The organism is Microvirga sp. 3-52, from assembly GCF_018383585.1.
Lineage (GTDB): Bacteria > Pseudomonadota > Alphaproteobacteria > Rhizobiales > Beijerinckiaceae > Microvirga.
In genome coordinates, this window is the sequence record NZ_JAHAMK010000050.1 from 1 (window position 1) to 21370 (window position 21370).

General features: G+C 59.1%; 14 protein-coding genes. 5 read left to right on the forward strand and 9 right to left on the reverse strand.

Annotation, left to right across the window (positions count from 1 at the left end):
- Positions 1–181 precede the first annotated feature (181 nt).
- Positions 182–1396, reverse strand: coding sequence for a site-specific integrase (locus KHP60_RS23220; RefSeq protein WP_213566653.1), 1215 nt, complete (start codon positions 1394–1396; stop codon positions 182–184).
- A gap of 784 nt (positions 1397–2180) precedes the next feature.
- On the opposite strand from KHP60_RS23220, the gene KHP60_RS23225 reads away from it, so the two are divergent.
- Positions 2181–3545 (forward strand): OmpP1/FadL family transporter, encoded by a 1365-nt coding sequence (locus KHP60_RS23225; RefSeq protein WP_213566654.1) that lies wholly within the window; start codon positions 2181–2183, stop codon positions 3543–3545.
- Between the two features lie 18 nt (positions 3546–3563).
- Here KHP60_RS23225 and KHP60_RS23230 read toward each other — a convergent pair whose 3' ends face one another.
- From KHP60_RS23230 to KHP60_RS23240, 3 genes are read right to left on the reverse strand one after another with little or no spacing between them, the layout of a single operon-like run.
- On the reverse strand, positions 3564–4529 hold the full coding sequence (locus KHP60_RS23230) for a hypothetical protein (RefSeq protein WP_213566655.1): 966 nt from the start codon (positions 4527–4529) through the stop codon (positions 3564–3566).
- Between the two features lie 3 nt (positions 4530–4532).
- Positions 4533–8300 (reverse strand): AAA family ATPase, encoded by a 3768-nt coding sequence (locus KHP60_RS23235; RefSeq protein WP_213566656.1) that lies wholly within the window; start codon positions 8298–8300, stop codon positions 4533–4535.
- Positions 8301–8329: 29 nt separating this feature from the next.
- Entirely contained in the window at positions 8330–10333 is a 2004-nt protein-coding gene (locus KHP60_RS23240; protein ID WP_213566657.1) for an FAD-dependent oxidoreductase, read from the reverse strand.
- A gap of 1265 nt (positions 10334–11598) precedes the next feature.
- Between KHP60_RS23240 and KHP60_RS23245 the strand changes: the two genes are divergently transcribed.
- The 3 genes from KHP60_RS23245 to KHP60_RS23255 all read left to right on the forward strand — a co-directional run bounded on the left by KHP60_RS23245 (position 11599) and on the right by KHP60_RS23255 (position 15242).
- The gene (locus tag KHP60_RS23245) at positions 11599–11799 is read left to right on the forward strand and encodes a hypothetical protein (RefSeq protein WP_249689066.1); all 201 of its coding nucleotides are present in this window, start codon (positions 11599–11601) and stop codon (positions 11797–11799) included.
- A gap of 203 nt (positions 11800–12002) precedes the next feature.
- Positions 12003–12932, forward strand: a complete 930-nt coding sequence (gene rarD, locus KHP60_RS23250) for an EamA family transporter RarD (protein ID WP_213566659.1) — start codon at positions 12003–12005, stop codon at positions 12930–12932.
- Between the two features lie 141 nt (positions 12933–13073).
- The gene (locus KHP60_RS23255; RefSeq protein WP_213566660.1) at positions 13074–15242 is read left to right on the forward strand and encodes a mechanosensitive ion channel family protein; all 2169 of its coding nucleotides are present in this window, start codon (positions 13074–13076) and stop codon (positions 15240–15242) included.
- 103 nt (positions 15243–15345) lie between these two features.
- Here KHP60_RS23255 and KHP60_RS23260 read toward each other — a convergent pair whose 3' ends face one another.
- From KHP60_RS23260 to KHP60_RS23280, 5 genes are all read right to left on the reverse strand, one after another.
- On the reverse strand, positions 15346–16281 hold the full coding sequence (locus KHP60_RS23260; RefSeq protein WP_213566666.1) for a sugar-binding protein: 936 nt from the start codon (positions 16279–16281) through the stop codon (positions 15346–15348).
- A gap of 118 nt (positions 16282–16399) precedes the next feature.
- The gene (locus tag KHP60_RS23265) at positions 16400–17449 is read right to left on the reverse strand and encodes an ABC transporter permease (RefSeq protein ID WP_213566661.1); all 1050 of its coding nucleotides are present in this window, start codon (positions 17447–17449) and stop codon (positions 16400–16402) included.
- Complete coding sequence (locus tag KHP60_RS23270) at positions 17449–18189, reverse strand: ATP-binding cassette domain-containing protein (RefSeq protein WP_213566662.1); 741 nt, start codon at positions 18187–18189, stop codon at positions 17449–17451. Before KHP60_RS23270 ends, KHP60_RS23265 begins: the two co-directional genes overlap by 1 nt.
- Positions 18190–18324: 135 nt before the next feature.
- Positions 18325–19173: an amidohydrolase gene (locus KHP60_RS23275; RefSeq protein ID WP_213566663.1), complete on the reverse strand. Its 849-nt coding sequence runs from the start codon at positions 19171–19173 to the stop codon at positions 18325–18327.
- A gap of 5 nt (positions 19174–19178) precedes the next feature.
- Complete coding sequence (locus tag KHP60_RS23280) at positions 19179–20192, reverse strand: aldo/keto reductase (RefSeq protein ID WP_213566664.1); 1014 nt, start codon at positions 20190–20192, stop codon at positions 19179–19181.
- 295 nt (positions 20193–20487) lie between these two features.
- Between KHP60_RS23280 and KHP60_RS23285 the strand changes: the two genes are divergently transcribed.
- The gene (locus tag KHP60_RS23285; protein ID WP_213566665.1) at positions 20488–21180 is read left to right on the forward strand and encodes a FadR/GntR family transcriptional regulator; all 693 of its coding nucleotides are present in this window, start codon (positions 20488–20490) and stop codon (positions 21178–21180) included.
- Positions 21181–21370 lie beyond the last annotated feature (190 nt).

Here is a 21370-nt window from a genome sequence, read left to right on the forward strand (position 1 = left end):
GTGGCGGGCGGCCGCGTGACAGGAATGCCCCGCCTCGACAAAGCGCGCCACTCGGCGGCGCAGATCCAGCGAGTAGGACTTGGTCATCGCTCATCTCCTCCCAGAAAGAGGGCTGAGACAAGTGAATCACGAAGCCGCCGCGCCGCATAGCCCCAAGGACTCCGTCAGAACTGCCGTTGCTCTAGGTTGAGGTCATCCCTATGCCGCTAGCTGGCTCGAGCGCTGGCAGCTGGTTATGGTTCAGTCCAAGGATGTTGTCCGCCCATCCGTTGAGGGCCTCACGCTTTTCTTTGGCGTAGGTCGCGCGGTTATAAATTCCGGCGACACCTGCTTTATGGCCTGAAACGTGATTGAGGATTGCCTCGACCACATGCGGGAGGATGCCCATCTCCGCTATGCGTGTGGCTGTCGTCCGCCGCAGGTCGTGTAGACGCCACGGGCGCACCACTGCTCCGGCTTTCGCGATCCGGGCGTCCAGACGAGTTTTCGACTTTGACCATCCGCTAAATCCGCCTTGACCCTCGCCGAATACAAAGTCACGCCCTTCGCGACGAGGGATGCTCCGTAGGATCTCTAAGGCCATGTCACTGAGTGGCACCTCATGGGTCAATCCATTCTTTATGCGCTCCCTTGGGATGGTCCAGAGCCCTCGGTCGAAGTCTACCTCTGACCACTTCATGTCCCCAACTTCGTCGCGCCGCTGGCCTGTTAGGATCAGGAGCCGAACGATACGGCCATAATCGTCATCGCGGCAGGCTCTCCAGATTGCGGTCAACTCCTCGTCCGTGACGACGTGCTCGCGGGAGACCTCGACGGCCACCCTCATGGTGCCCATAACGGGGTTGGACTCAGCGAGCCCAACTGCCACCGCCCAGGCGAAAAGCGCAGACAGGGCGGCGCGGGCCCGGTTGGATGCAATCGGCCCGCTCTGCTCGGCGATCTCCTCGAGGCGAGTAGCGACGAGAGCCCGTCTGATTTCGCTGATCGGCAGTCCCTGAAAGGGCTGCCAATGCTTCTTCAGGTGGCGTTCCACCTCCTCGAAGCTGCGCGGTTTCAGGCGGTCCTGCGCATGCTTCAGGTACCGCTCAGCGACAGACTCAAAGGTGATCTTGGCGCGCGCCTTGGCTTGTGCCTTCTCGGCGTGTGGGTCCGACCCCAATTGCACCTTCGCAAGGGTCTTCTTCGCCGTCTCACGAGCCACATCAAGAGAAACAGTATCTACACGACCTATCGTTTCGCGACGGGACTTCCCGCCGATGCGGTACTGCACCACCCAGACATTGCCCGTTGGGTTGATGCGGACCCCAAAGCCGGGGAGCACCTCATCCCATTCAATGTGGTAGGGTTTGCCGGCGGGGATCTGGAGACTGGCAACGGACTGTTTGGAGAGGCGCATGGGATCCTGCTGGTTAGCGGCTGGTAAGCAGCCTAGTGCTTACCCATGATTGTCGCGGATCACATGATCTGGTGGTCTGCATTGATATGCCAATGAAATTCGGTGGTATGATGCTTACTGATCCACCAAGATCAGTGTGGCTGCCAAACGATAAATCTGAGGGTCTTAAGCTTAAGCCATCGTCCGCAAGCTACCTGACAGTCCTTCATCTTGCCAGTCAGCAGAAATCTCCGCCCAAAATGGCGATCAGGTGCCAAACGCGGCTATGGGCATCAGATCTGCGCTGGCTGTGTCCTAGCTATCTTAGGTTGGCGCTGTATTGGCATCCAGCAGATCAACCGGATCTTCCCCATCTTGTCGCGCTGAAGGCCATGGATTGGTCGCCGATGCATTATCCGGAGGCGAGTAGCTTCAAATCGTGCTTGGGCCGACACCAGGCACGCGATGCGGCCCTCTACCCATATCTCCGATGGGTAACATGGCTGTGATATGGCACCCGCCTTGTCGATCACACTACCAGCCTCCAGGAAGAGTGGGGCCGGTTCATCGATCGGTGATAGCCACCAGTTTGAAGGCAGCGGCTGGCTTCAGGAGGCATCGCTTCCGATACAGCGATTAGGAGCATATGCACGTTCTGCACACAACTGGGGAATGCTGCCCACGATGGCAGATCACTGCATGACGACTGAGGAATTGTGAAGTAATCTAATAAACGGGTCTTCTTAATCGGCGCAACTCAGATGTAAAAATCGATTGCACTCAGGAAATCTATCGAGGGGCTTCCATGGCGACGGGACGTATTATCGCTTCCATACTCCTAGGCCTCGGGACTCCCACAGCAAGTTTCGCGAGTGGGTATGCAATCTCCGCGGCAGGTGCATTTGGGCTCGGGGAAGTTTACGCTGGCATCGCGGCGGGCGGGCCTTCTCTCTCGTCTATGTTCTTCAACCCCGGAACCATAACCCAACATGGGTCCTTGGCCGCAGAATTCGACGGAACCGTCATCCTGCCACGCTCGAGCACCACCGTTTATGGTGCTTCACGTCCTAGATTTCTAGCGTTGCCGAACAGCGCCCTCACGCCCACAATCGACCCCTCCAATCCTGCACCCATCACAAGCCCAATCTCCCTAGGGACAACTCAATCGGGGAACACAACGCATGCTGCACTCGTACCTGCTGGCTACGGCGTGTCGCGTATTAGTGAAGATGTGTTCATTGGATTGGCCATCAATTCCCCGTTCGGCCTCTCAAATAAGGCAGCGCCCACTTGGTCCGGGCGCTTCCATCACATCTCCGCTGCAATTGCGACCTACAACGCTAATCCGATAATTGCGTACCAAGTGAACAACAATCTCTCGCTGGCAGCGGGTATCCAGGTTCAATACATCGATGGTCAGTTGACGACGGCAAGTCTGCTGCCAATACCCAACGGCGTTACTCCTTTCGGCCTCGCCAGTCTCGAGACTCTATCACGGTTCAAGGGTGACGACGTGGGCTTCGGCTTTACTGCCGGAGTGACCTATGCGACAGATCGCACGATCCTCGGTCTGGGTTTCAGGTCCGCCGTATTCCACAGGCTTGAGGGAGAGGCATTGAACTCAGTAGCTGGACGTCTGGGTTCCGCCGCAGCCGATGTGACGAATCCGGAAATTGTCACGGCGAGCATCAGGCATCAACTCAATCCGCAATGGACTCTGAACGGCACCGTTCAGTGGACAAACTGGTCGCGCTATCGATCACTCGTGCTCGAGGTTGAAAATCCGCTCGTTGCTCCCGTTTGGACGCCCGGGAACTGGGACGACGGTTGGCTCATTTCGCTTGGGCTGGAATACGCCTACAGTCGCACGCTGAGCGTGCGTGGTGGCGTTGGCCGCGAGATTTCACCGATCCCGATCGCGACCAGACAGCCAAACATTCCAGATGCAGGTGGCATTTGGGTTGCCGCGGGGCTCACCTATCAAGTGACCAACAGCATGGCACTGGATATTAGCTATTCCCACCTGTTCGCATCCGACGCCAAAATAAGTCTTACGGACACGGCGAGCCCAAACTTAGCGTCGAATCCAAATGCTGTTCGTGGCTCTCTGGCCGCAGAGGCACAGGGCCACGTCGATTTCCTTGCGGTGGCTCTGCGCTATAAGCTGTGAGTTGTGGCTCGGCCTGCTTCAGGCTTGCCAGATCGTTTCACCTGGCCCAACGGAAAAATCAAGCTTTACAAAAACTCCATCTCCAACAGAACTGACGGCCGACAGACCCAGATCACCCGCGATGGGATGGCTTGCCGACGGCGTGAGAACAATCTGCCCCGTGCCAGATAGAAGTCCCGCTTGATGCAAGGCAGTTGCGCTGACCACGGTCTTGGCGACTGCGGTGAAGCAAGATTTGTGAAGAGCGTGAGCGTCGCGAAACTGCTTCAGAAACACCATGGGCATACCAAGATAGGGCAATGTTATGTCCCCAATCAACGAGGTCAGCCCATTGAGGGGCGGCGGCAGGCCTGTGCCGAGGAATGAGGCGAAGAGTGATGCTATTATTGGATCCAGATCAACCTTATTGCCCACCACGTTCTGGAGCACATGTCCCGATGTGAACTGGACAAGAACCTCTTCGACCCCCTCGATTGTTGGTCCAAAGCTCTGGAAATGAAGTGAGGACACAGACACGTCGCTATTGCCCGCGCCACTTCGAACAAAATGTCCAAGATGCTTTGGATATCCAAAAACTTCCCGCCCACCGGCCATGGCGGCACCGCTGTCAACCCAGAGATAGACTGGCAGCCAACGTAGCCGCCAGTCGAGTGGCGCGTCCGTGAGTCCACCGATCGTCAGGATCCAAAAACCAAGATCCTGTTCTTTCACAAATCCTTTTTGACTGTCGACTGGATCGCCGGAAGTCATGCGCGGAACGAAAAGGTCGGTGAATAAAACCAGGGGGAGAGCAGGCATAAAAGTGAGTGCGCCACCGCTTGGATTGTTCAACACCTTGTCACAAGCCGCCTGCAAAGTGCTCATGCTCGAGGGGAGCAGAAATGCACGCAGAACGCCATTTAACGCGATAATAGGGAGTCGTGATATGATGTTTCCCGGAACCTCTGCATAATCGGCAAGGACACCGGGAGGGGGAGGGGGCATGGCTCAGGTCCTTCTATCGTCGTTGCACTGGACTTCGCGCCAGCGATCGATCGCACGAAGCTCGCCTTTCATTCCAAGAACCTCTGCCGCCCTCCGCGCGCGATTTGCGTGCTGTTCCGCAATTCTTAGCTTGCCCGCGACAGTAGCCGACATGGCGCGAGCGAGCTCAAGACGCGGCCTCGCAATCGGGAAGAGCCAAGCGAAACGCCTGAGCACTGGCACGCCAACGTTAGACAGGGTGACAAGCTCCGGCCGGGAGACGGAGCGTTGTGGCCGCTGCAATAAGTGCGCGGCCACAACGCAAGGAGCACTGTATCCTTCAAGAGAGCTGAAGTTAGTCGGCGGAATTGATCGTCCCAGAGCGAGCGCCGCCTGAGCGTGTTGCACAGCCCCCTTGGCGTCGTCGTTGGCCAAGCAGGCGGAAGCGCGAAGCCCTGCACAGATAAGCAGAGATTGTCGGTCGCCACTTCGCTCCAGAAGCCGATCGGCGCTGTCGAGAAGAGCCAACGCGTCACGTACGTGCCCCGCACTCAGCAGCGCCTGCGCTTGGCCGTAATAGCCCCAGGCCTCGTGCAGCCTGTTGCCGCGTCTCGCCGCCGAATCGAGAACAGTTATAAACTCTTCCTTGGCCTGCACCCAGTCTCCTTGAAAATGGGCAGCCAGTGCGGAAAGTGTCCGGCGAATTTCTATAATATGGGGTTCTGGAGCCTGCCCAACTGCGTTGTCAACAGCAGTAAGGCAACCCATGCCGTCAGCCCACTGGCCCCGGGCGAAGCACGCTACAGCCTGGGCTGCGAAGCAGTAGGCGGCTGGCCGCTGATCGGCCTGAAGGGCTGACACGGCGCATCCCCGCTCGAACATTGTGGATGACAGACGATGCAGACCTGCAAGAGAGGCAAGATAACCACCGAAGGCAAAGCTCCTCGCTCGTGCGGTCACCCTGACAGCATCGTCAGTTGCGAAAGCCAGCGACACGAAGTTCCCATTGAGAATAGTGTAGAGATCACCCCTGAACTGCCCAGTTTCCGCTTCGATAACACCTGAGAGAGCAAGCGGCGCGCGTAGTCGACGAGGAATCTGTCGTCTAATAGGCGCCACGAGGACGGATCCAGTACGTAGCCACCGAACGCTCCATGGCGCAGCGCGGCTGATCCTCCATGCTTGAGCGAGCTTTCGATCGACGAGTTCTCTCGCACGTCGGGCGCTCATCATCGCGTCTGCGATATCCCCCATCGCCCAGGCCGCTGCCGCCCTGTTGGCGATCCAACCTGCCAGTACATTTGGAGCGGGTGACGACCGGCCTTCAAGGAGTTGTTCGGCACGGCGATACAACTCCAGGGCCGTGCTGTATGCACCTGCCTCCATAGCTGATTCCGCTCCGCGAGCGAAATGCAATGCAGCCCGTGTGGTGTCCCCGGCCTGTTCCCAATGAAGACCTATCTCGGCTTCACTTGAGCGCTCATGCGTAAATTCGCTTACCCGCGGAAGAAGGCGGGCCATGTACATGTGCAGTTGAACCTTGACCGAAGCAGGCAGCCGCGCCGTTACTCGCTCCGCGAGCAGGCGGTGCCGTACTGCATACACCTTTCCTGAGCCAAGCGTCTCGCTGGATAGAAGTGCCGCGGTCTCCAGGTGCTGCATGGCGCCCGAAGACCCATCAAAGCCAGCACGCACCGCAAGTTCCATGATCTGGTCCGCATTGAGCGCTCGGTCAGCTATGGATAGGATTCTCAGGAGCGCCATCTCAGCGCCAGCAAGAATGTCGAGGCGCATGTCAAGCGCGCGCAGCAAGATCTCAGATCGATCAGCCTTCGAGCTGTTCCATTCCCCGGTAACCAAATCTAGATCGAAATGTGGGTTGGCAAGTGTGAGTTGAAGGGCGCTGAATGGATTGCCTGCCGTCAGATCCCAAAGCTGCCGCAGCTGCGGTGATGTGAGCTTAGCCGTGGTATTACTCTCGATAAGTGTCTTGAGATCATCCGGACCTAATCCCGAGAGATGAACCCGGAGGCAAGGCTGGTCGATTGGAAGGGACTTGTGATGGTGGTCCTCATCCCCACCACGTTCGCGCTCCCCAAGCAGAAGGCGGGTGTGGAGTAGTGTTCTACTCAACTCCCGCATCAACTGTAGTGAGTAGAAGTCTGCCCACTGGACGTCGTCAATAATGATCAAGAGGCGCGCCCGTGCCTCAAGTCTTTTGAGGACCGCCACGATGGCAGCTTCAAGCGCAGCAAGCCTCGTACCGCCAGTCAAGTCACGAACTAGGCCATCGGTTCCTAAACTCAGGCGCTGAAAATCTGAGAAAACTTCGAATGCGACAGAATCTAGACCCGCTTCTTCTAAAGATGCGCGAATGAACGGCTGCCAGGTGTCCTCATTTGGCACCACTTTGGCCAACAGATCCCGAATGATCTCGCGCCAGATCCAATGATGATCGAGTGTACGCTGAGGTCTTGTGGCGACAAAGCTGCAGACAGCATCTAACTCCGTTTGCGCGAGATGACTCAAGAACGCGCTTTTGCCTACGCCTGGCTCACCTGACACAACTAGAATGCGGGAAGAGGCAGCTGTGCTTGTCACCCATGCGCGCACATACGCAATCTCTTGCGCCCGTCCAACTAGCCACGGAGTGATGAGGCTCGTCGGCCAACGTCGATCTTCAATGAGCGCGGGTGCGAAACTTGTGTCGACCGCGCCGATGATGGCAGGTTGCAGAGGGCTTTGATCAAGAATAACTCCACCCTTCGCTGTCGTAACGAGCTTCGCCGCCCGATTGACTGCAGAACCATAGACCGCCATGGAGACCATAGGGCCAGTCCTTATAGGCCCTCGATAGAAAGTGCCGCAGGAAACTCCTATCGTCGACTGCAGTCTTATTTCAGTGAACTGCCGATCGAGCTCCCAGGCACATTCTATAGCCTGTTCGCGGCCGAGGCGTGCCGATGGCCCGAATACGAACATGAGCAGAATACCCTTATCGTCATGCGTTACCTTCTCGAAATGCCCGTTGAAGCTATCAGAGATGCATTGCCCCAAATGGACAGCAGCATGAACGCGCTCCGGTCTGACGAGTTCATCATCCCCGTCGTCGCGGATCCTGCAGAAAAGGATGCCGGCCTCGCGGACTTCTCCAAAGAGTGCCTTCTCGGGTGTCTGCTCCGCCATCGACCGAACCGCCGAAGGCGATGTTTCAGTTGACGCGATCAGGGAGAGCCCAGGCCGGGGCGCGGGGGGAACTGCAACGGCTAGCCCGTGGAGTCTTCGCTGTCCCATGGCGCGATGTAGGCTAGCAACGGCTGTGCCGGTGACAAAGCGGTTTGTCGTGCCGCCCCATCCTCCAAGAAAACAGCGCTGAACGTGTCCCCTGCTCCAGGCCGCCCGCGCCCGAAGTTCACCCCACCGGAAGGCAAATGGCTTTTCAAGGTCCTCAACGAGGCGACCAAGGGCTCCGTCCTCAATCTCAGGCACAATCCCGCTAGTGCTGGGACGAAAAACGAACAAACCATCGCCGAGCGAGTCTCCCCACTCGAAGCCATATTCGCTCATCACTCCATCCGCGCGAGCGTGAATGGTGCCGATCGCGTCTGAAATCCATTCAGTTGCTGCTGCGCCGTAAGTGCCGATCAAGTTCTCGAGCGTGCTGGAAAACCCGATAACATCAAGGCCAAGTACAACTGCAGAGCACTCTGAGATCTTCAAGGAACTTCTGTTTGAGAGCAGATCCAAGCCTGCATCGCCGCTGCCGGAGTCGGGTGGCGAGAAGGCGATCATACGGAATGATCCTGTTCGCGGCATCGCTTTTAGACCCAATCGTCTTCGCCATAGATGTCGATGGCGGTGCCGGTGATTGCGCGGGCGCATTGCAGTCCTGACATGACCGCGCTTTCGAACGCGCCGACATCGACACCGGTGCGTAGCCAGTCCCCAGCCAAGAACAGGTTGTCGATGCCGCTTTGATCCGCGGTGAAACGAACGTTGGCAGGCGTCGGGGGGGAGAGAACGTACTCATCGGACGGGTTTACATTCGCGCGCACATAGGTTTCGCCAAAGGTCGAAGGATCGAAGACGCCTCCTGGAGCGCTGCCTGGGAGAAGGAATTTGAACACGGTCTTCATCCATAGGTCCGCCGTTGCCCTCGCGTTTTGCTCCTGAACGGACGGGATTTGCTGGGGATTTCCCAGCGTGTCCGGGTCCACGCGAGGGAAGGGGCCGCACATATAGCCCAAATGCTGAATTGTACCATTTGGCCTTGTATCCTCCTGTGCGACTAGGAACGACATGTCCGCCCATGTGCTCAGAGGCTGTTCAAGTGCCGTCGCAAGGCCGAGCGTGCTACCGGAGCCAAGTTGTACGCTGGTTTTCTTGCTCCAGACCTGGACGCCGATCGTTGGAATGGTCTTCATGTTCGTGAGCATGGTCTGCCAGGATGGAAAGTGCGTTGTGAGATCGCTGCAAATCTCCTTGAGCGCCCCGACAGAGATTCCAAGAATGATCTGGTCGAAATCGACACCTCGCTGCAGCGTGAATGAAGCGTGCGCTTGGGGCGGTTTCCACCATGACTCGAAATCGCCGGCATTCTTGAGATTGCTCCCATCGGCGAGGAGTTCAAATTTCGGGTGTGTCGGCCAGACCTTCCGACCTTTCCAGTCGATGAACGGATCGTAGGCGTCGGCACCGGCCGTCACGACCGCTTGCAGAGAGCCGGTGATGTCGGAGATCACGTTCGCAGCCGGATCATAGGTCAGCGACTCTACGCGGTGGAAGAACTTGAATCGAACGCCGCGCTCGCGAAGAACCTCATAAAGCGGTGTGAAGACAATTTCACCGAAGCCACCTTTTGCATGGTAGAAAACTGACCCATGATAGGTGAAGATCATGCGCAACAGTCCGCGTAGAGCTACACCGGCAGCAAAACTTGGACGACTTGTGTCACCATCCAGATAGGCAAACCCATAGTCGTAACCTGACTGGATATAAACGGAAGACACGAGTTCCGGCCATGCTCCATGCTTGGCGAGCCAAGCATTCGCATCGAGGGCGTTGATCGCGTCGAAGCCGTTCAAGTGAACCCCATCGAGGATGATGCCCTTGACGATCACGATCGCAAGAGCGGCAAGAACGATGTAATCCGGCTCGTTGCCAGCAGGAGTATGGAAGGCCTGCGCCGCTTTCAGCAGGAGCAGCAGCTGGTTGAGGAGGGTTTTGAGCGAATTTATGAGAAACTGCGCGGCAATGGCGAAATTTTGGACAATGTCAAGTTGGACGAGAAGCGCCTGCCCCTGATTGAGGAGGGCGATGAATGCAGCACGCTGTTCCGCTGTAAGGGAGGGTAAAATCTCAACAGCAGTCCGGGCGCTGACCCAACCCATGAGCCTAACAGCTATTGCCAGGGGGCTGAGCGGCAGAGGATTGATGCCTGGCTCCTGATTGTCGACTGGAAAGTCGATCCGAACGAGACGAGACGCGCCGTTGAGCTGCTCATGCAGGTCGAAGGTGCTATGCTTGACGAATGCTTGGCTGAGCGGAAATGCATGCGGGGATAGTGTCTGCCATTCAGCATAGCAATCGCGCATCAGCCGGAAGGTGTTGTGATAGAAGCCGCCGAAGATATGAAAGCCGTGTTCCTCATTTCGGTGAGCCTTGGCGTCATTGCGGCCGCTCGCGCATTTGCCTCCGAGCCGCCAACCGACCTGATAAACTGTAATATCAAAGCGCTGCTGCCAGCCCGGTTGCGATGTGATCGCAAAAACAGCCGAGAGTGCACCAGCGCCGCCGCCCAGGACGGCAAGTTTCTCTTGAGGCATACAGATCCCCAATAGAGTGGCTCGTGCCAAGGATTTGAAGTCTAGTGTGTCAGGCGGTCAGGCAAAATCTCAAAGGGTTTGATTACTGTTACTTGCAGAAGTATATAGCTTTCTTGCCGATAGGGTCTCATAGGATCCTAATGAAGTAAAGTTTTGCTCGTAGGTCAGAGGGATGATCTTCGCCCCGCTAGAGCAAAGGCAGAGAGTAGCGTGGCAGGGCTAGCCCTTCGGGGCGCTCGCCTCTGAGCGGATTTAGGCTGCTATGTTTCTCTCAGTATCGTGCGGGCGCCACGGTCCGAGCCAGGCCTCCTAGTGCACGATCCCCTTTCAAGAACGCATCTGATTTCACCGTCAGGCAGGTCTTGTAAGGACCGCCAGTGCTCCTTGAAGTGGCGCTCCAAGCCTCGGAAACGGGACTGTTTCAGATGGTCTCGAGACGCTTCTGGTATCGCTCGGCTTGACTGTCAACGGTAGGTCTTGCGCAAGCCACGGCGGCGCGCTGTCGTCATAGGAAAATGACCCTAGCTTCGCTCGTATAGGCATCTTTATCCGTCTTGCTAGCTACGTTGAATGTCGACCATTCATCTATAGTAATGTTTCGCGACGTGACCTCCCGCTGGCACGGGACTGCACGACCCAGGCCCTTGCCGTTGGATTGATGCCAATACTAAAGCCAGGAAGCACCTCACTCCATTTGGTCGGACAGGATTTGCAAGTGGGAATTGGGAGGTGACAGACTGGTTGCCCACGAAGTTTATAGGGCCCGTCTGGTAAGCGTCTGGTAAGCAGCAGAATGCTCACCAGCGATCATCTTAGATCACACAGTCTGGTGGTCTGGATTGAAATGTCAACTAAATTTGGCCGTTTGGTGCTTACTGATTTCTCATGATCAGCATAACTGCCAGATTGTGGATCTGGGGGGCCCCCGTTCGAGCCGGGGCGGCTGTACCATTCATAAAATAAAGCTTTCAGCGCTTTCGAACCTCCGACCCATGCTCGCTGGGAGGCTTAGGGCAGCTCGCCCTATGTTCTGGTGCCTTCAAAGATCGTGCTGAAGTTCGCCGATTTTCTGGTCTGAGCGATTGCTACGGACGGATTAAACTTCACCGAACAATTATTGGATTTTTCGGGAATAAAGCCTAGGCCCGCTTGTCTTTGGCAGGCAGTTCCGTCCGGAGTCTCTGATAAATCTGCCGGGGAGGGGTCCGTTGCCTCCTTCAATCCCTGAAAGTGCCGACGATCCCTTCGAGGGGCTGTGCCTCCCCGTGAGCGCTTGGAAGGTCCTTGAGGAAGCGCACATCACCAGCCTCGAACAGCTCAAAACCATGATGCCCGTCATCGAGCAGATCCATGGCATCGGGCCGGAGATGGCGCAGGTGATCAGAGACAGACTTGAGATCTTGGCCACACGGCGAATTGTTCGGGTCAGGCTGATATTCCCAAAGCGACTTCACCGCGAAAAATGATGCATTCGATCGAGAACGGACTCTCGTGATCCTTGCCGATCTCTCCATGCATTGTGCAGCGTTGTCATGGATTGAGCCCGCCTGCTACGTCACAAAATCGGGGCTATCACCCTCGCACGAATCGAAATAGGACCGGGACGAACGGGGAGACCTCGGCAAGAAAGGCCTGCCCTCGGAGAACCAGGCAAGGCCAGAGGCTCATCATGGAAACAGGATCAGCGGCTTCCGAGGCGCTCAGGACACGGGCCGGCGTTCTTTATGCCTTGGCCGCATTCTTCATGTGGGGCTTGGCCGTTCCGCTTCACTTCAAGCTCGTCTCGGCCGTGCCGGCCCTGCAGATCCTCGCTCACCGCATCGTCTGGGCAACTGTATTCGCCCTTGGTTTGATCCTCATAGGCCGGCAATGGTGCAAGCTTGTTGAAGCCCTGACCTCCGGCAGCCGGCTCCTGCTCTTGTGCCTTTCCGCCGGTCTGATTGCCATCAATTGGCTCATCTATATCTGGGCCGTCAATTCCGGGCATCTCGTCCAGACAAGTCTCGGCTATTTCATCAACCCGCTTCTGAACGTTGTGCTCGGCGTTCTCTTCCTTCGGGAGCGGCTGAACCCGGCGCAGATCACGGCCTGCATGATTGCTGCGCTGGGCGTGCTTGTCCTCGCTGTCTCCTCGGGTGAGATGCCGTGGGTCGCGTTGGCTCTGGCTTTCAGCTTCGGCTGTTACGGTCTCGTCAGGAAGATCGTACCGGTCGCGCCTCTCATCGGCTTCTGCATCGAGTCGCTTCTGCTCACCCCGTTGGCCTTGGGCTATCTCACCCTTACGGCCGTGAATGGCCAATCCGTGGCATTCCAGGGCAATCTGCGCCTGGACGCGCTCCTCATCCTGACAGGGCTCAGCACCGCTTTGCCCCTCATCTGGTTTGCGGCGGCCGCTCAGAGGCTCAAACTCTCCACCATCGGTCTACTGCAATACTTGGCGCCATCAGGCCAGCTTGCGCTCGGGGTCCTCGCCTATGGAGAGGCCTTCGGGCGGATCGATGCCGCTGCCTTCGGGCTGATCTGGCTCGCTCTTGCGATCTATACCGTCAGTGCCCTGAGGTCGGTACCTCCGGTGCCAAAACCGGCGAGTGCCGATTAAGGAGTTGGAGCACCACCCAAGGAAGGGGCACGCTAATGGGCCGGTGGACTTTTTGAAGGCTTGGCCCGATGCTGTGGACCAACCGCGGCCGGGCCTACGCGAGTCCTTCAAGTCAGGCCCTGAACAAGGTGCGAGCCTTTGATGCGTGGGCACTTATGGAGCAAAGTGCTGGCAGCCGCCTTTTATGGCGTGATTCTCCTGTTCCTTGCCTCCGCAGCCTCTCTAGAAGCGAAAGCCCAGCCTGCACCGGCCCCGAGCCCTCCGCCACCACAGGTTCAGCAATTGCTGAACCTCCTGCAGGATCCCGCCGTCCGCTCATGGATCGATGAACAGCAGAAGCCTCCCGCCGCGGTAGCGGCGGTTCCTGCTGCCGAGCCGACCACGTCGGAGATCATGATGCAGCGGATCACGGGCCTGCGGGAGCGCCTTGCTGCTCTCGCAACTGCCGTGCCGCGACTGCCGGACGAGTTCCGGAACGCTTCCGGCCGTCTCCTTGACGAGCTTCAGGGACGAAGACCGATTTCAGTGTTGCTGCTGGTCATCGGGTTCCTGGCTCTAGGGGGCGGAGCAGAGTGGCTCTTTCGAAGAATGACCGCCTCATCCAGGCAGCGGGCTGCGACCCGGCCTGTGACCACCACCTCCGAGCGCCTGCACGCGGTTGCTTTGCGCTTCGTTTTCAATCTTGCCGACATCACGATCTTTGCGGTCGGCAGCATCGGAGCCTTCCTGGCTCTCGACTGGCCGCCCCTCCTCAGGCAAGTGGTGGTCGCCTATCTTTTCGCTGCCGTCATGCTGCGACTCGTCTTGATGGTCAGCCGGTTCCTTCTTGCACCCAATCATTCCGCACCGGAGGGCGCTGAGCGGTTCCGATTGATTCCGACAGGCAGCACGGCGGCGCAGTTCTGGCACCGGCGCCTCGCCCTATTCGTCGGGTGGTTCGCCTTCGGATGGGCGACCGTCGACGTCCTCAAGATCCTGGGTTCCTCGCTGGAGGCGCGCGCCGTGGTGGCTTATGCCCTCGGCCTCGGGCTTCTCGCCATCGCCCTCAACGTCGTCTGGACACGGCCCTCGCCTGCATCGACCGAAGTCCGGGAGATCGGGGCGCCAAAGCGTATGTCCCACACGGTCGCGGCCAGCCTGCTTTCCATGTACTTCATTCTTCTTTGGGGGCTGTGGGTCGCCGGGCTCATGGGCTTCTTCTGGCTTGCCGTCGTGGCTCTATTGCTCCCGACAGCCATTGCCATCTCCGAGAGGACAAGCCGCCACGCCCTGCGACCGCATGAGGGCTCGGCGGCCTCGGGTCGAACTGGATTGATGGCAGTTTATCTAGATCGCGGCATCCGGGCGTTGCTTATCGCAGGCGCCGTTCTGCTGCTAGCCAATGCCTGGCACATCGACCTGGTCGAGATGACCAGCCGCGACACGCTTCTAACCCGTCTTGTCCGCGGAGCCTTGAGTGCTGTGGTCGTCCTGCTCGTTGTTGATCTGGTCTGGCAGGTGACGAAGACCTTGATCGACAGGCGTCTCGCCCGGGCAGCGGCAACCATGTCGCTGACCAGCGAAGTCGCGTCGCGCGAGGCGCGGTTGCGAACGCTCCTGCCGATCTTTCGCAATGTGGCCTTCGCCGTCCTGGCAGTTGTCGCCGTGTTGATGGTTCTCTCCGCGCTGGGAGTGGAAATTGGTCCGTTGATCGCGGGCGCAGGCGTCGCGGGTGTCGCCATCGGCTTCGGAGCGCAGACACTGGTCAAGGATGTGATCAGCGGCGTTTTCTATCTCCTCGACGATGCGTTCCGGGTCGGAGAATACATCCAGAGCGGCAGCTACAAAGGAACGGTCGAATCCTTCTCCCTGCGCTCGGTCAAACTGCGCCACCATCGCGGGCCGGTCTACACAGTGCCCTTCGGCGAGCTTGGCGCAGTGGAGAACATGAGCCGGGACTGGGTAATCGACAAGTTCCAGATCGGCATCACCTATGACTCTGATCTGGAGAAGGCACGCAAACTCATCAAGAGTATTGGTCAGGACATGGCTGCCGACCCGGAGTTCGCCCCGAACATCATCGAGCCTCTGAAGATGCAGGGCGTAGAGCAATTCGGGGAGTTTGCAATTCAGATCCGCTGCAAGATGACGACACGCCCGGGCGAGCAGTTCGTGATCCGCCGTAAGGCCTTCGCCCGCATCAAGCAGGCGTTCCAGGACAACGGGATCAAATTCGCGGTCCCGACGGTTCAGGTCGCCGGCGGTGAGGCTGCTGCTGCCGTTGCACATGAGGGGCTTCAACTCGTCAAGCCGCCAGGAGCAGCAGAGTAAGCCTCACGGCAGAGACAGCGCCGAGCCAGAGCGCGTAAGACAAACGTCCTGGAGAGAAAATGTCCTCTCCAGGACGTAGGTCACCTTTGAATGCGATGTCAGCTCACTTCAGCATGGAAGCGACATTGTCCTTCGTCACGCGGTCGATCCCGGCATAGACGATGTCCTGAACCTTCTCGCCCTTCTTGAGCTGCAGAAGGATGTCCATTGCCTTCTCGCCCATTTCATAAGGACGCTGGCCGACGAGGGCGTTGGCATATCCGTCGCGCAGCAGCTCGAGCTGGACCTTCAGGGTATCCGCCACCACGAGGGTGAATTTGTTCTGGTCCATGGCGGCCTTGTTCTTGTTCACGAAGCTCTTGTAGGCCTCAGGAACGAACATCGGCCAGCCGCCGACCGGCACGATGGCGGCGAGATCCGGATTGGCGGTCTTGAGGTCCTGCATCTGCTGCACGGCGAGCGCGAGATCGTCGTTGCAATAGGTGGGAGACCCTGAGGCTTCCGTCCACTTGGATCCCTTCAGAGCATCGCGCACGCCCTCGACGCGTTCCTTCAGGTTGGCGGCGGCCGGACCGCCGGATACCATGGCATATTTGCCACCTTCGGGGCGGAGCCTCAGAAGCTCTTCGCCGAGGGCGCGACCCATGGCCCGGTTGTCGGTGCCCACATGCGCCTGGCGCGCCGAGTTCGGCGCGTCGGCGTCGAAGGTGATGACCGGAATGCCTGCGTCGCGCGCAGCCTTGATCACGCGCACGGCTGCGGCAGCATCCGATACCGAAATGGCGATGCCGTCGACCTTCTGGCTGATCAGATCCTGGATGATCTGCGCCTGGCTTGCCGGTTCATGTTCCACCGGGCCCTTGTAGATGCATTCGATATTCCCGAGTTCCTTCGCACGCTTGATGCATCCGTCGCGGGAGAGATCGAAATAAGGATTGTTCATCGCCTTCGGCACGATGGCGAATTTGTACGTCTGCTGTGCCATGGCTGGGGCGGTGAGCGCCGCAGCGGCGACTGCGGCAAGGATCAGGCGCTTCATCATGTCTTCCTCCTGGTTGATTGATCGCCCCATGCCTGGGGTCTCGTGACCGGCTTCTGTAGTCCGGTTGTTCGCATCCGCCTTCGAGGCAAGAGGTGCTTGCCTCCGACAACGGGATTCAAGACGTCATGCGCAGGGTCCGCAAGCGGTCGACCAAGACCGCGAGGATGATGATCCCGCCGACGAGCACGATCTGCCAATAGGCGTTGATGCCTGCGAGCACGAGGCCGTTGCGGATGACTTCGATGAGAAGGGCACCGATGACCGCTCCTGCCGGCCCACCGATGCCGCCGTTGAGGTTCGCGCCGCCGATGACGGCCGCCGCAATGATCGTCAGTTCGTAGCCCGTCGCCAGATTGGCCGGAGCGGAGCCGAGCCACCCCACCATCAGGATGCCGGCAAACCCGGCGGAGAGGGCGGACAGTACATAGACGGCAATCTTGACGCGCTCGACCGCAATGCCGGTGAGGGCCGCCGCCTTCTCGTTGCCGCCGAGCGCAAAGACGTGCCGTCCGAAGGCAGTGTGGTGAAGAACGAGGCCGATGACCGCCGCAAGAATGAGAAGGTAGATGATGGCCACTGGGACGCCGGCAATGTTGCCGTCGGTGATCTCGTAGAAGAGGTTCACGTCCGGCCCGGTCGGGGCCTGCCCGCGCCCTTCCGTAACGGCATAGGCAAGACCGCGCACGATGGAGAGCATGCCGAGCGTCGTGACGAAGGGCGAAAGACCGACACGGGCGATGAGAACGCCATTTGCCAAGCCGATCAGTAATGCGGCGCCAAGGCCGGCACCGAGCGAGATCACCATGCCCGCGAGCGGTATGCTGTCGAGCACCGTGCCGCTCAAACCCTGCATGACGATGGCGCAGGTGATCGCCGACAGCGCCATCGTCGAGCCGACCGAGAGATCGATGCCACCGGTGACGATAACGAGGGTGACTCCCAGCGTCACGATGCCGACGAAGGAGAAGTTTTTCGCCACGTTGGCCAAGTTGCCCGGACTGAGAAAGGCCGAACTTAGGAAGGACATCACGATCATGATGACGATGAGGGCGGCCGCCACATAGGCGGTCTGGCTCGCGAAGAAGCCGCGTCGCCACCAGCGGGCGCGGCCTACATTCGAGAAATCGCTCGCTTCAGTCCCGGTTGCCGGAGAAAATTCGCTCATCACGCCGCTTCCTTGGCGCCCGTAATCAGCGCAGTGACTTCCTCGGGGCTCGACTGATCGATGGGCTTGTCGGCCACCTTGGTCCCACGGCGCATGACGATCACCCGTTCGCACACCGAGAATACATCCGGCATGCGATGCGAGATCAGTATTACCGCGATGCCCGCATCCTTGAGGCGTCGGATGAGATCGAGAACCTCGGCCACCTGGCGAACGGAAATGGCCGCGGTCGGCTCATCCATCAGGATGAGCTTGGCCTTGGCGAGACGCGTCCGGGCAATCGCGACCGCCTGCCGCTGCCCGCCCGACATGGCGCGAACCAGATCGTCTGGACGGGTCTCAGACTTGAGTTCGCGAAACAGCGCTGCCGTTCGCTGGTTCATCGTGGCATGGTCGAGAAACGAGAACGGTCCAACCTTGCGTCTCAGTTCGCGCCCGAGAAAAACGTTGGCGGCCGCCGTCAGATTATCGGCCAGCGCCAGATCCTGGTAGACGACCTCAATGCCGACGGAGCGGGCATCCACCGGTCTGGTGAAATGAACCTCCTGGTCCTCGAACAGAACCTTGCCGTGCGAGGGCGGGAAATTGCCCGCGATGATCTTCACCAGGGTCGATTTCCCGGCGCCGTTGTCGCCCATCAGGCCGACCACTTCGCCGGGTTTGATCGTGAGATTGACATGGGACAGGGCCCGGATGGCGCCGAATTCCTTCCCGACGTCTTGCAGGACGAGGAGTGACAAGAGCGTTCCTCCTTTATGTCAGGCTGTCGCCTGTGCGGCGTCTTCACGCCACCGTTGATCTAAGCACGGGGCCCCGTGCAATGTCATCTGCACCTTTGGTGAAAACGCGGCAGGCTTGGTCGAATTTTCCTCGTGCTAGGCATCATGCCATCCCCCGTTCCGGCTCACGTCGAGCTTGTAGAAATGGCGAGCATTCATGTCGAAGACCGCATCGTGATGGTGGGGCGGCACGAAGTTCTGGCACATCGCGAGCCAATCCCCGTAATCGGCAGCAAGTCTCAGAACGGGCCAGTCGCTGCCCCAGATGAGGCGCTCCGGACCGAACAACTCGAGGAGAGCGTCGGCATAGGGCCTGATCGCGGCTGCATCACGCCGCTTTCCCGCCTCCGTGAGAAGGCCCGACAGCTTGCAATGGACATTGGGCAGGGTAGCCAAACCGGCCATGACTTCGCGCCACTGGCGGATCTCGCCCGTTGCGATGGGAGGCTTTGCTCCATGATCGATCACGATGGAAAGGTCAGGGTGGCGCTTGGCAAAGGCCGTCAGCGCCCTCAGGTGCTGCGGCATCACCAGGGCGTCGAAGCGCAGATCCGCCTCTTTCATGGCTGCGATGGCAGGATCGAGATGCGGATCGTCGATCCAGTCGGGATCCGGAATATCCTGCAGCATCGGCCGCAGGCTCTTCAGTTTCGGATGCGCCGCGAGGCGGGCGATTTGGCTGGCTGCATCGGCAGCCTTGAGATCGACCCAACCTACGACGCCGAGGATGAAGGAGTGCTGGTCCGCCAGATCCAACAGGAAGTCGGTGTCGCCCAGCGTCGGAAGAGATTGCACCAGGACCGTGCCGCCGATGCCGCAGGCCCTCAATGTCGATTCCAGATCGCGTGGCATGAAATCGCGATGGATGTCGGCGAGATCTGGCGGCGGCCATTGTCCCTTCCGGTCGCGCATCAGCCAGAAATGCTGGTGAGCATCGATCCGCATGGGATTCAGTCGCCTTCGCCGGGGAGGGGAGCGGCTTCGTCCACCAATCCGAGCTTTCGAAGCGCTGTCCAGAGTTCGGCCGGGATGGCACTTTCGAACCACGCCACATTGGTCTGAAGCTGTTGAGCGTTGCGGGCTCCTGTCACACAGGAGACGACGGCCGGATGGGCCATCGGAAAGTGAAGGGCCGCAGCAGGAAGTGGGACATCGAAATCGTCGCACACGGCCTTCAGAGCCTGAACGCGCTGCACGACATCCGGCGGAGCATCCTCATAGTCGAACTTGTTGTTGCCGACGAGGATGCCGGAATTGAAAGGACCCGCGATGACGATGCCGGTCCCTGCGCGAACGCACTTCTCCAGCAATGGAAGGCTCATCTGTTCCAGAAGGGTATAGCGGCCTGCGAGCATCACGACATCGAGATCGGCTTCCTGCATGGCATCGTGAACGACCTCCGCCTCGTTGACTCCGAGTCCGATGGCCGTGACGCGTCCACTGCGACGCAGTTCGAGGAGCGCCCGGAACCCGCCACCGGCGGTGAGCTGGTGCCAGTAATGCCCATGCCGGTCCCCATGGGTGTAGCGGCCAATATCGTGGATGTAGAGAATGTCGATCTTGATGACGCCGAGACGCTGCTGACTGTCCTCGAATGATTTCAGGATAGCATCATATGTATAGTCGTAGGTGGGCCGGAACGGGAGTGGCCTGAACCAGCCATTCTCTTCATTGCTGACGCCGTCATCAGGCACCATCAGGCGTCCGGCCTTCGTGCTGATGACGTAACTGTCCCGCTCGCGGTCGCACAACAGAGCACCGAGGCGGCGCTCCGACCGTGTGTAGCCGTAATAGGGAGCGGTGTCGAAATAGCGAATTCCCTGAGCCCAGGCGGCTTCCGTGGCGGCCTGAGCCTCGGCATGGCTGGTGGGGCTGTAAAGCCCGCCCATCGGGGCACTCCCGAGACCAAGCGCTGTGAGGAACAAAGTTCTGCGAGGAATGGCGCGGCGCTCGGAAACCTTCATGAAAGACCCTCGATCACCGCGCAACGCGCTGAGCCCTTTCAGGCCCCGTCGGCATGCTAGTGCAATGGTGGAGATGGGCAGTCGCGCCTCGCATGCTTCCTCCCTCTGCAACATGGCCCGCTTGCTGCGGGCTCTCTAATGGCTAGAATTGGTCAGGCCGGTCCAAGCGTAATAGGAATATGGCCGGGAGGAATAATTGGTCAAGTCAAAAGGATGATGGAGTAACGCTGTCCTGATCCTGATTGCCAGGTTTCGGGGTGAGGCCTATGGTCAGGCCAATTTCAGGTTCCCGTTCATGGCAAGCCCGCTCAAGCCAATCGAGCCCAGACGCCTTTATCAGCAGATTGCCGATCAGATCCGTGGTCTGATCCACGGCGGGCAGTTCGGGCCTGGAGCCCGCCTCCCGGCCGAGCGGGATCTGGCGCATCAACTGGGCGTTTCGCGTCCGTCGCTACGGGAGGCACTCATCGCTCTCGAGATCGACGGGAGCGTCGAAATTCGCTCCGGTTCCGGCGTTTATGTCTGCACGCCGGCGGCGAGGGCCACCAGTATGATCCGCTCCATGGGGGAGAGCCCATCGGAACTCATGCAGGCGCGGGCCGCGATCGAAGGGACGGTCGCTGCGCTCGCCTGCATCCGCATGACATCTGAAGGGCTTGCTTCCCTGCATGCTACCATACAGGCGATGCGAGCGGACATCACGGATGGACGCGATCCGCTTGAGCACGATCGGCAGTTCCACCTCGCCATCGCAGGCTTGTCCGGCAATTCCGTACTCGCGCGTATCGTGCGCGATCTGTTCGATGGGCGCCATAGCCCGATTTCCACCCAGCTGAGCGTCAGATTCGACAGCCGTGAAGGCTGGCACACTGCAGTCCTGGAACACGAAGCCATTTATGCAGCCCTGGAGGCTGCGGATCCGCTTATGGCTCAGGCTGCGATGCGAATGCATCTCGATGCATCGAAGAAGCGTTGGCTCGGGGATTGACGCAGGGCCGACGGCGCCCGTCGAATGCACCGGGACCTCCCCTAAAGCGCTTTTGATCTGGACTTGAATCCATTCGGGTGGGCTGTGCGTTGACAGGCATATGGCCCGGGAGGCAAGCCATGCCCCAGCCCTATTCCGCTGATCTGCGTGCGCGTGTTCTGGTCGCCGGTGCGCGCGGCGACCTTCCTCA

What these genes read in the sequence shown, in the direction of transcription:
- KHP60_RS23255 (WP_213566660.1), top strand. Translation starts at nt 13,074, where the DNA reads ATGCGTGGGCACTTATGGAGCAAAGTGCTGGCAGCCGCCTTTTATGGC.
- KHP60_RS23280 (WP_213566664.1), bottom strand. Translation starts at nt 20,192, where the DNA reads ATGAAGGTTTCCGAGCGCCGCGCCATTCCTCGCAGAACTTTGTTCCTC.
- KHP60_RS23265 (WP_213566661.1), bottom strand. Translation starts at nt 17,449, where the DNA reads ATGAGCGAATTTTCTCCGGCAACCGGGACTGAAGCGAGCGATTTCTCG.
- KHP60_RS23275 (WP_213566663.1), bottom strand. Translation starts at nt 19,173, where the DNA reads ATGCGGATCGATGCTCACCAGCATTTCTGGCTGATGCGCGACCGGAAG.
- KHP60_RS23220 (WP_213566653.1), bottom strand. Translation starts at nt 1,396, where the DNA reads ATGCGCCTCTCCAAACAGTCCGTTGCCAGTCTCCAGATCCCCGCCGGC.
- KHP60_RS23225 (WP_213566654.1), top strand. Translation starts at nt 2,181, where the DNA reads ATGGCGACGGGACGTATTATCGCTTCCATACTCCTAGGCCTCGGGACT.
- KHP60_RS23235 (WP_213566656.1), bottom strand. Translation starts at nt 8,300, where the DNA reads ATGATCGCCTTCTCGCCACCCGACTCCGGCAGCGGCGATGCAGGCTTG.
- KHP60_RS23260 (WP_213566666.1), bottom strand. Translation starts at nt 16,281, where the DNA reads ATGAAGCGCCTGATCCTTGCCGCAGTCGCCGCTGCGGCGCTCACCGCC.
- KHP60_RS23285 (WP_213566665.1), top strand. Translation starts at nt 20,488, where the DNA reads ATGGCAAGCCCGCTCAAGCCAATCGAGCCCAGACGCCTTTATCAGCAG.
- KHP60_RS23230 (WP_213566655.1), bottom strand. Translation starts at nt 4,529, where the DNA reads ATGCCCCCTCCCCCTCCCGGTGTCCTTGCCGATTATGCAGAGGTTCCG.
- rarD (WP_213566659.1), top strand. Translation starts at nt 12,003, where the DNA reads ATGGAAACAGGATCAGCGGCTTCCGAGGCGCTCAGGACACGGGCCGGC.
- KHP60_RS23240 (WP_213566657.1), bottom strand. Translation starts at nt 10,333, where the DNA reads ATGCCTCAAGAGAAACTTGCCGTCCTGGGCGGCGGCGCTGGTGCACTC.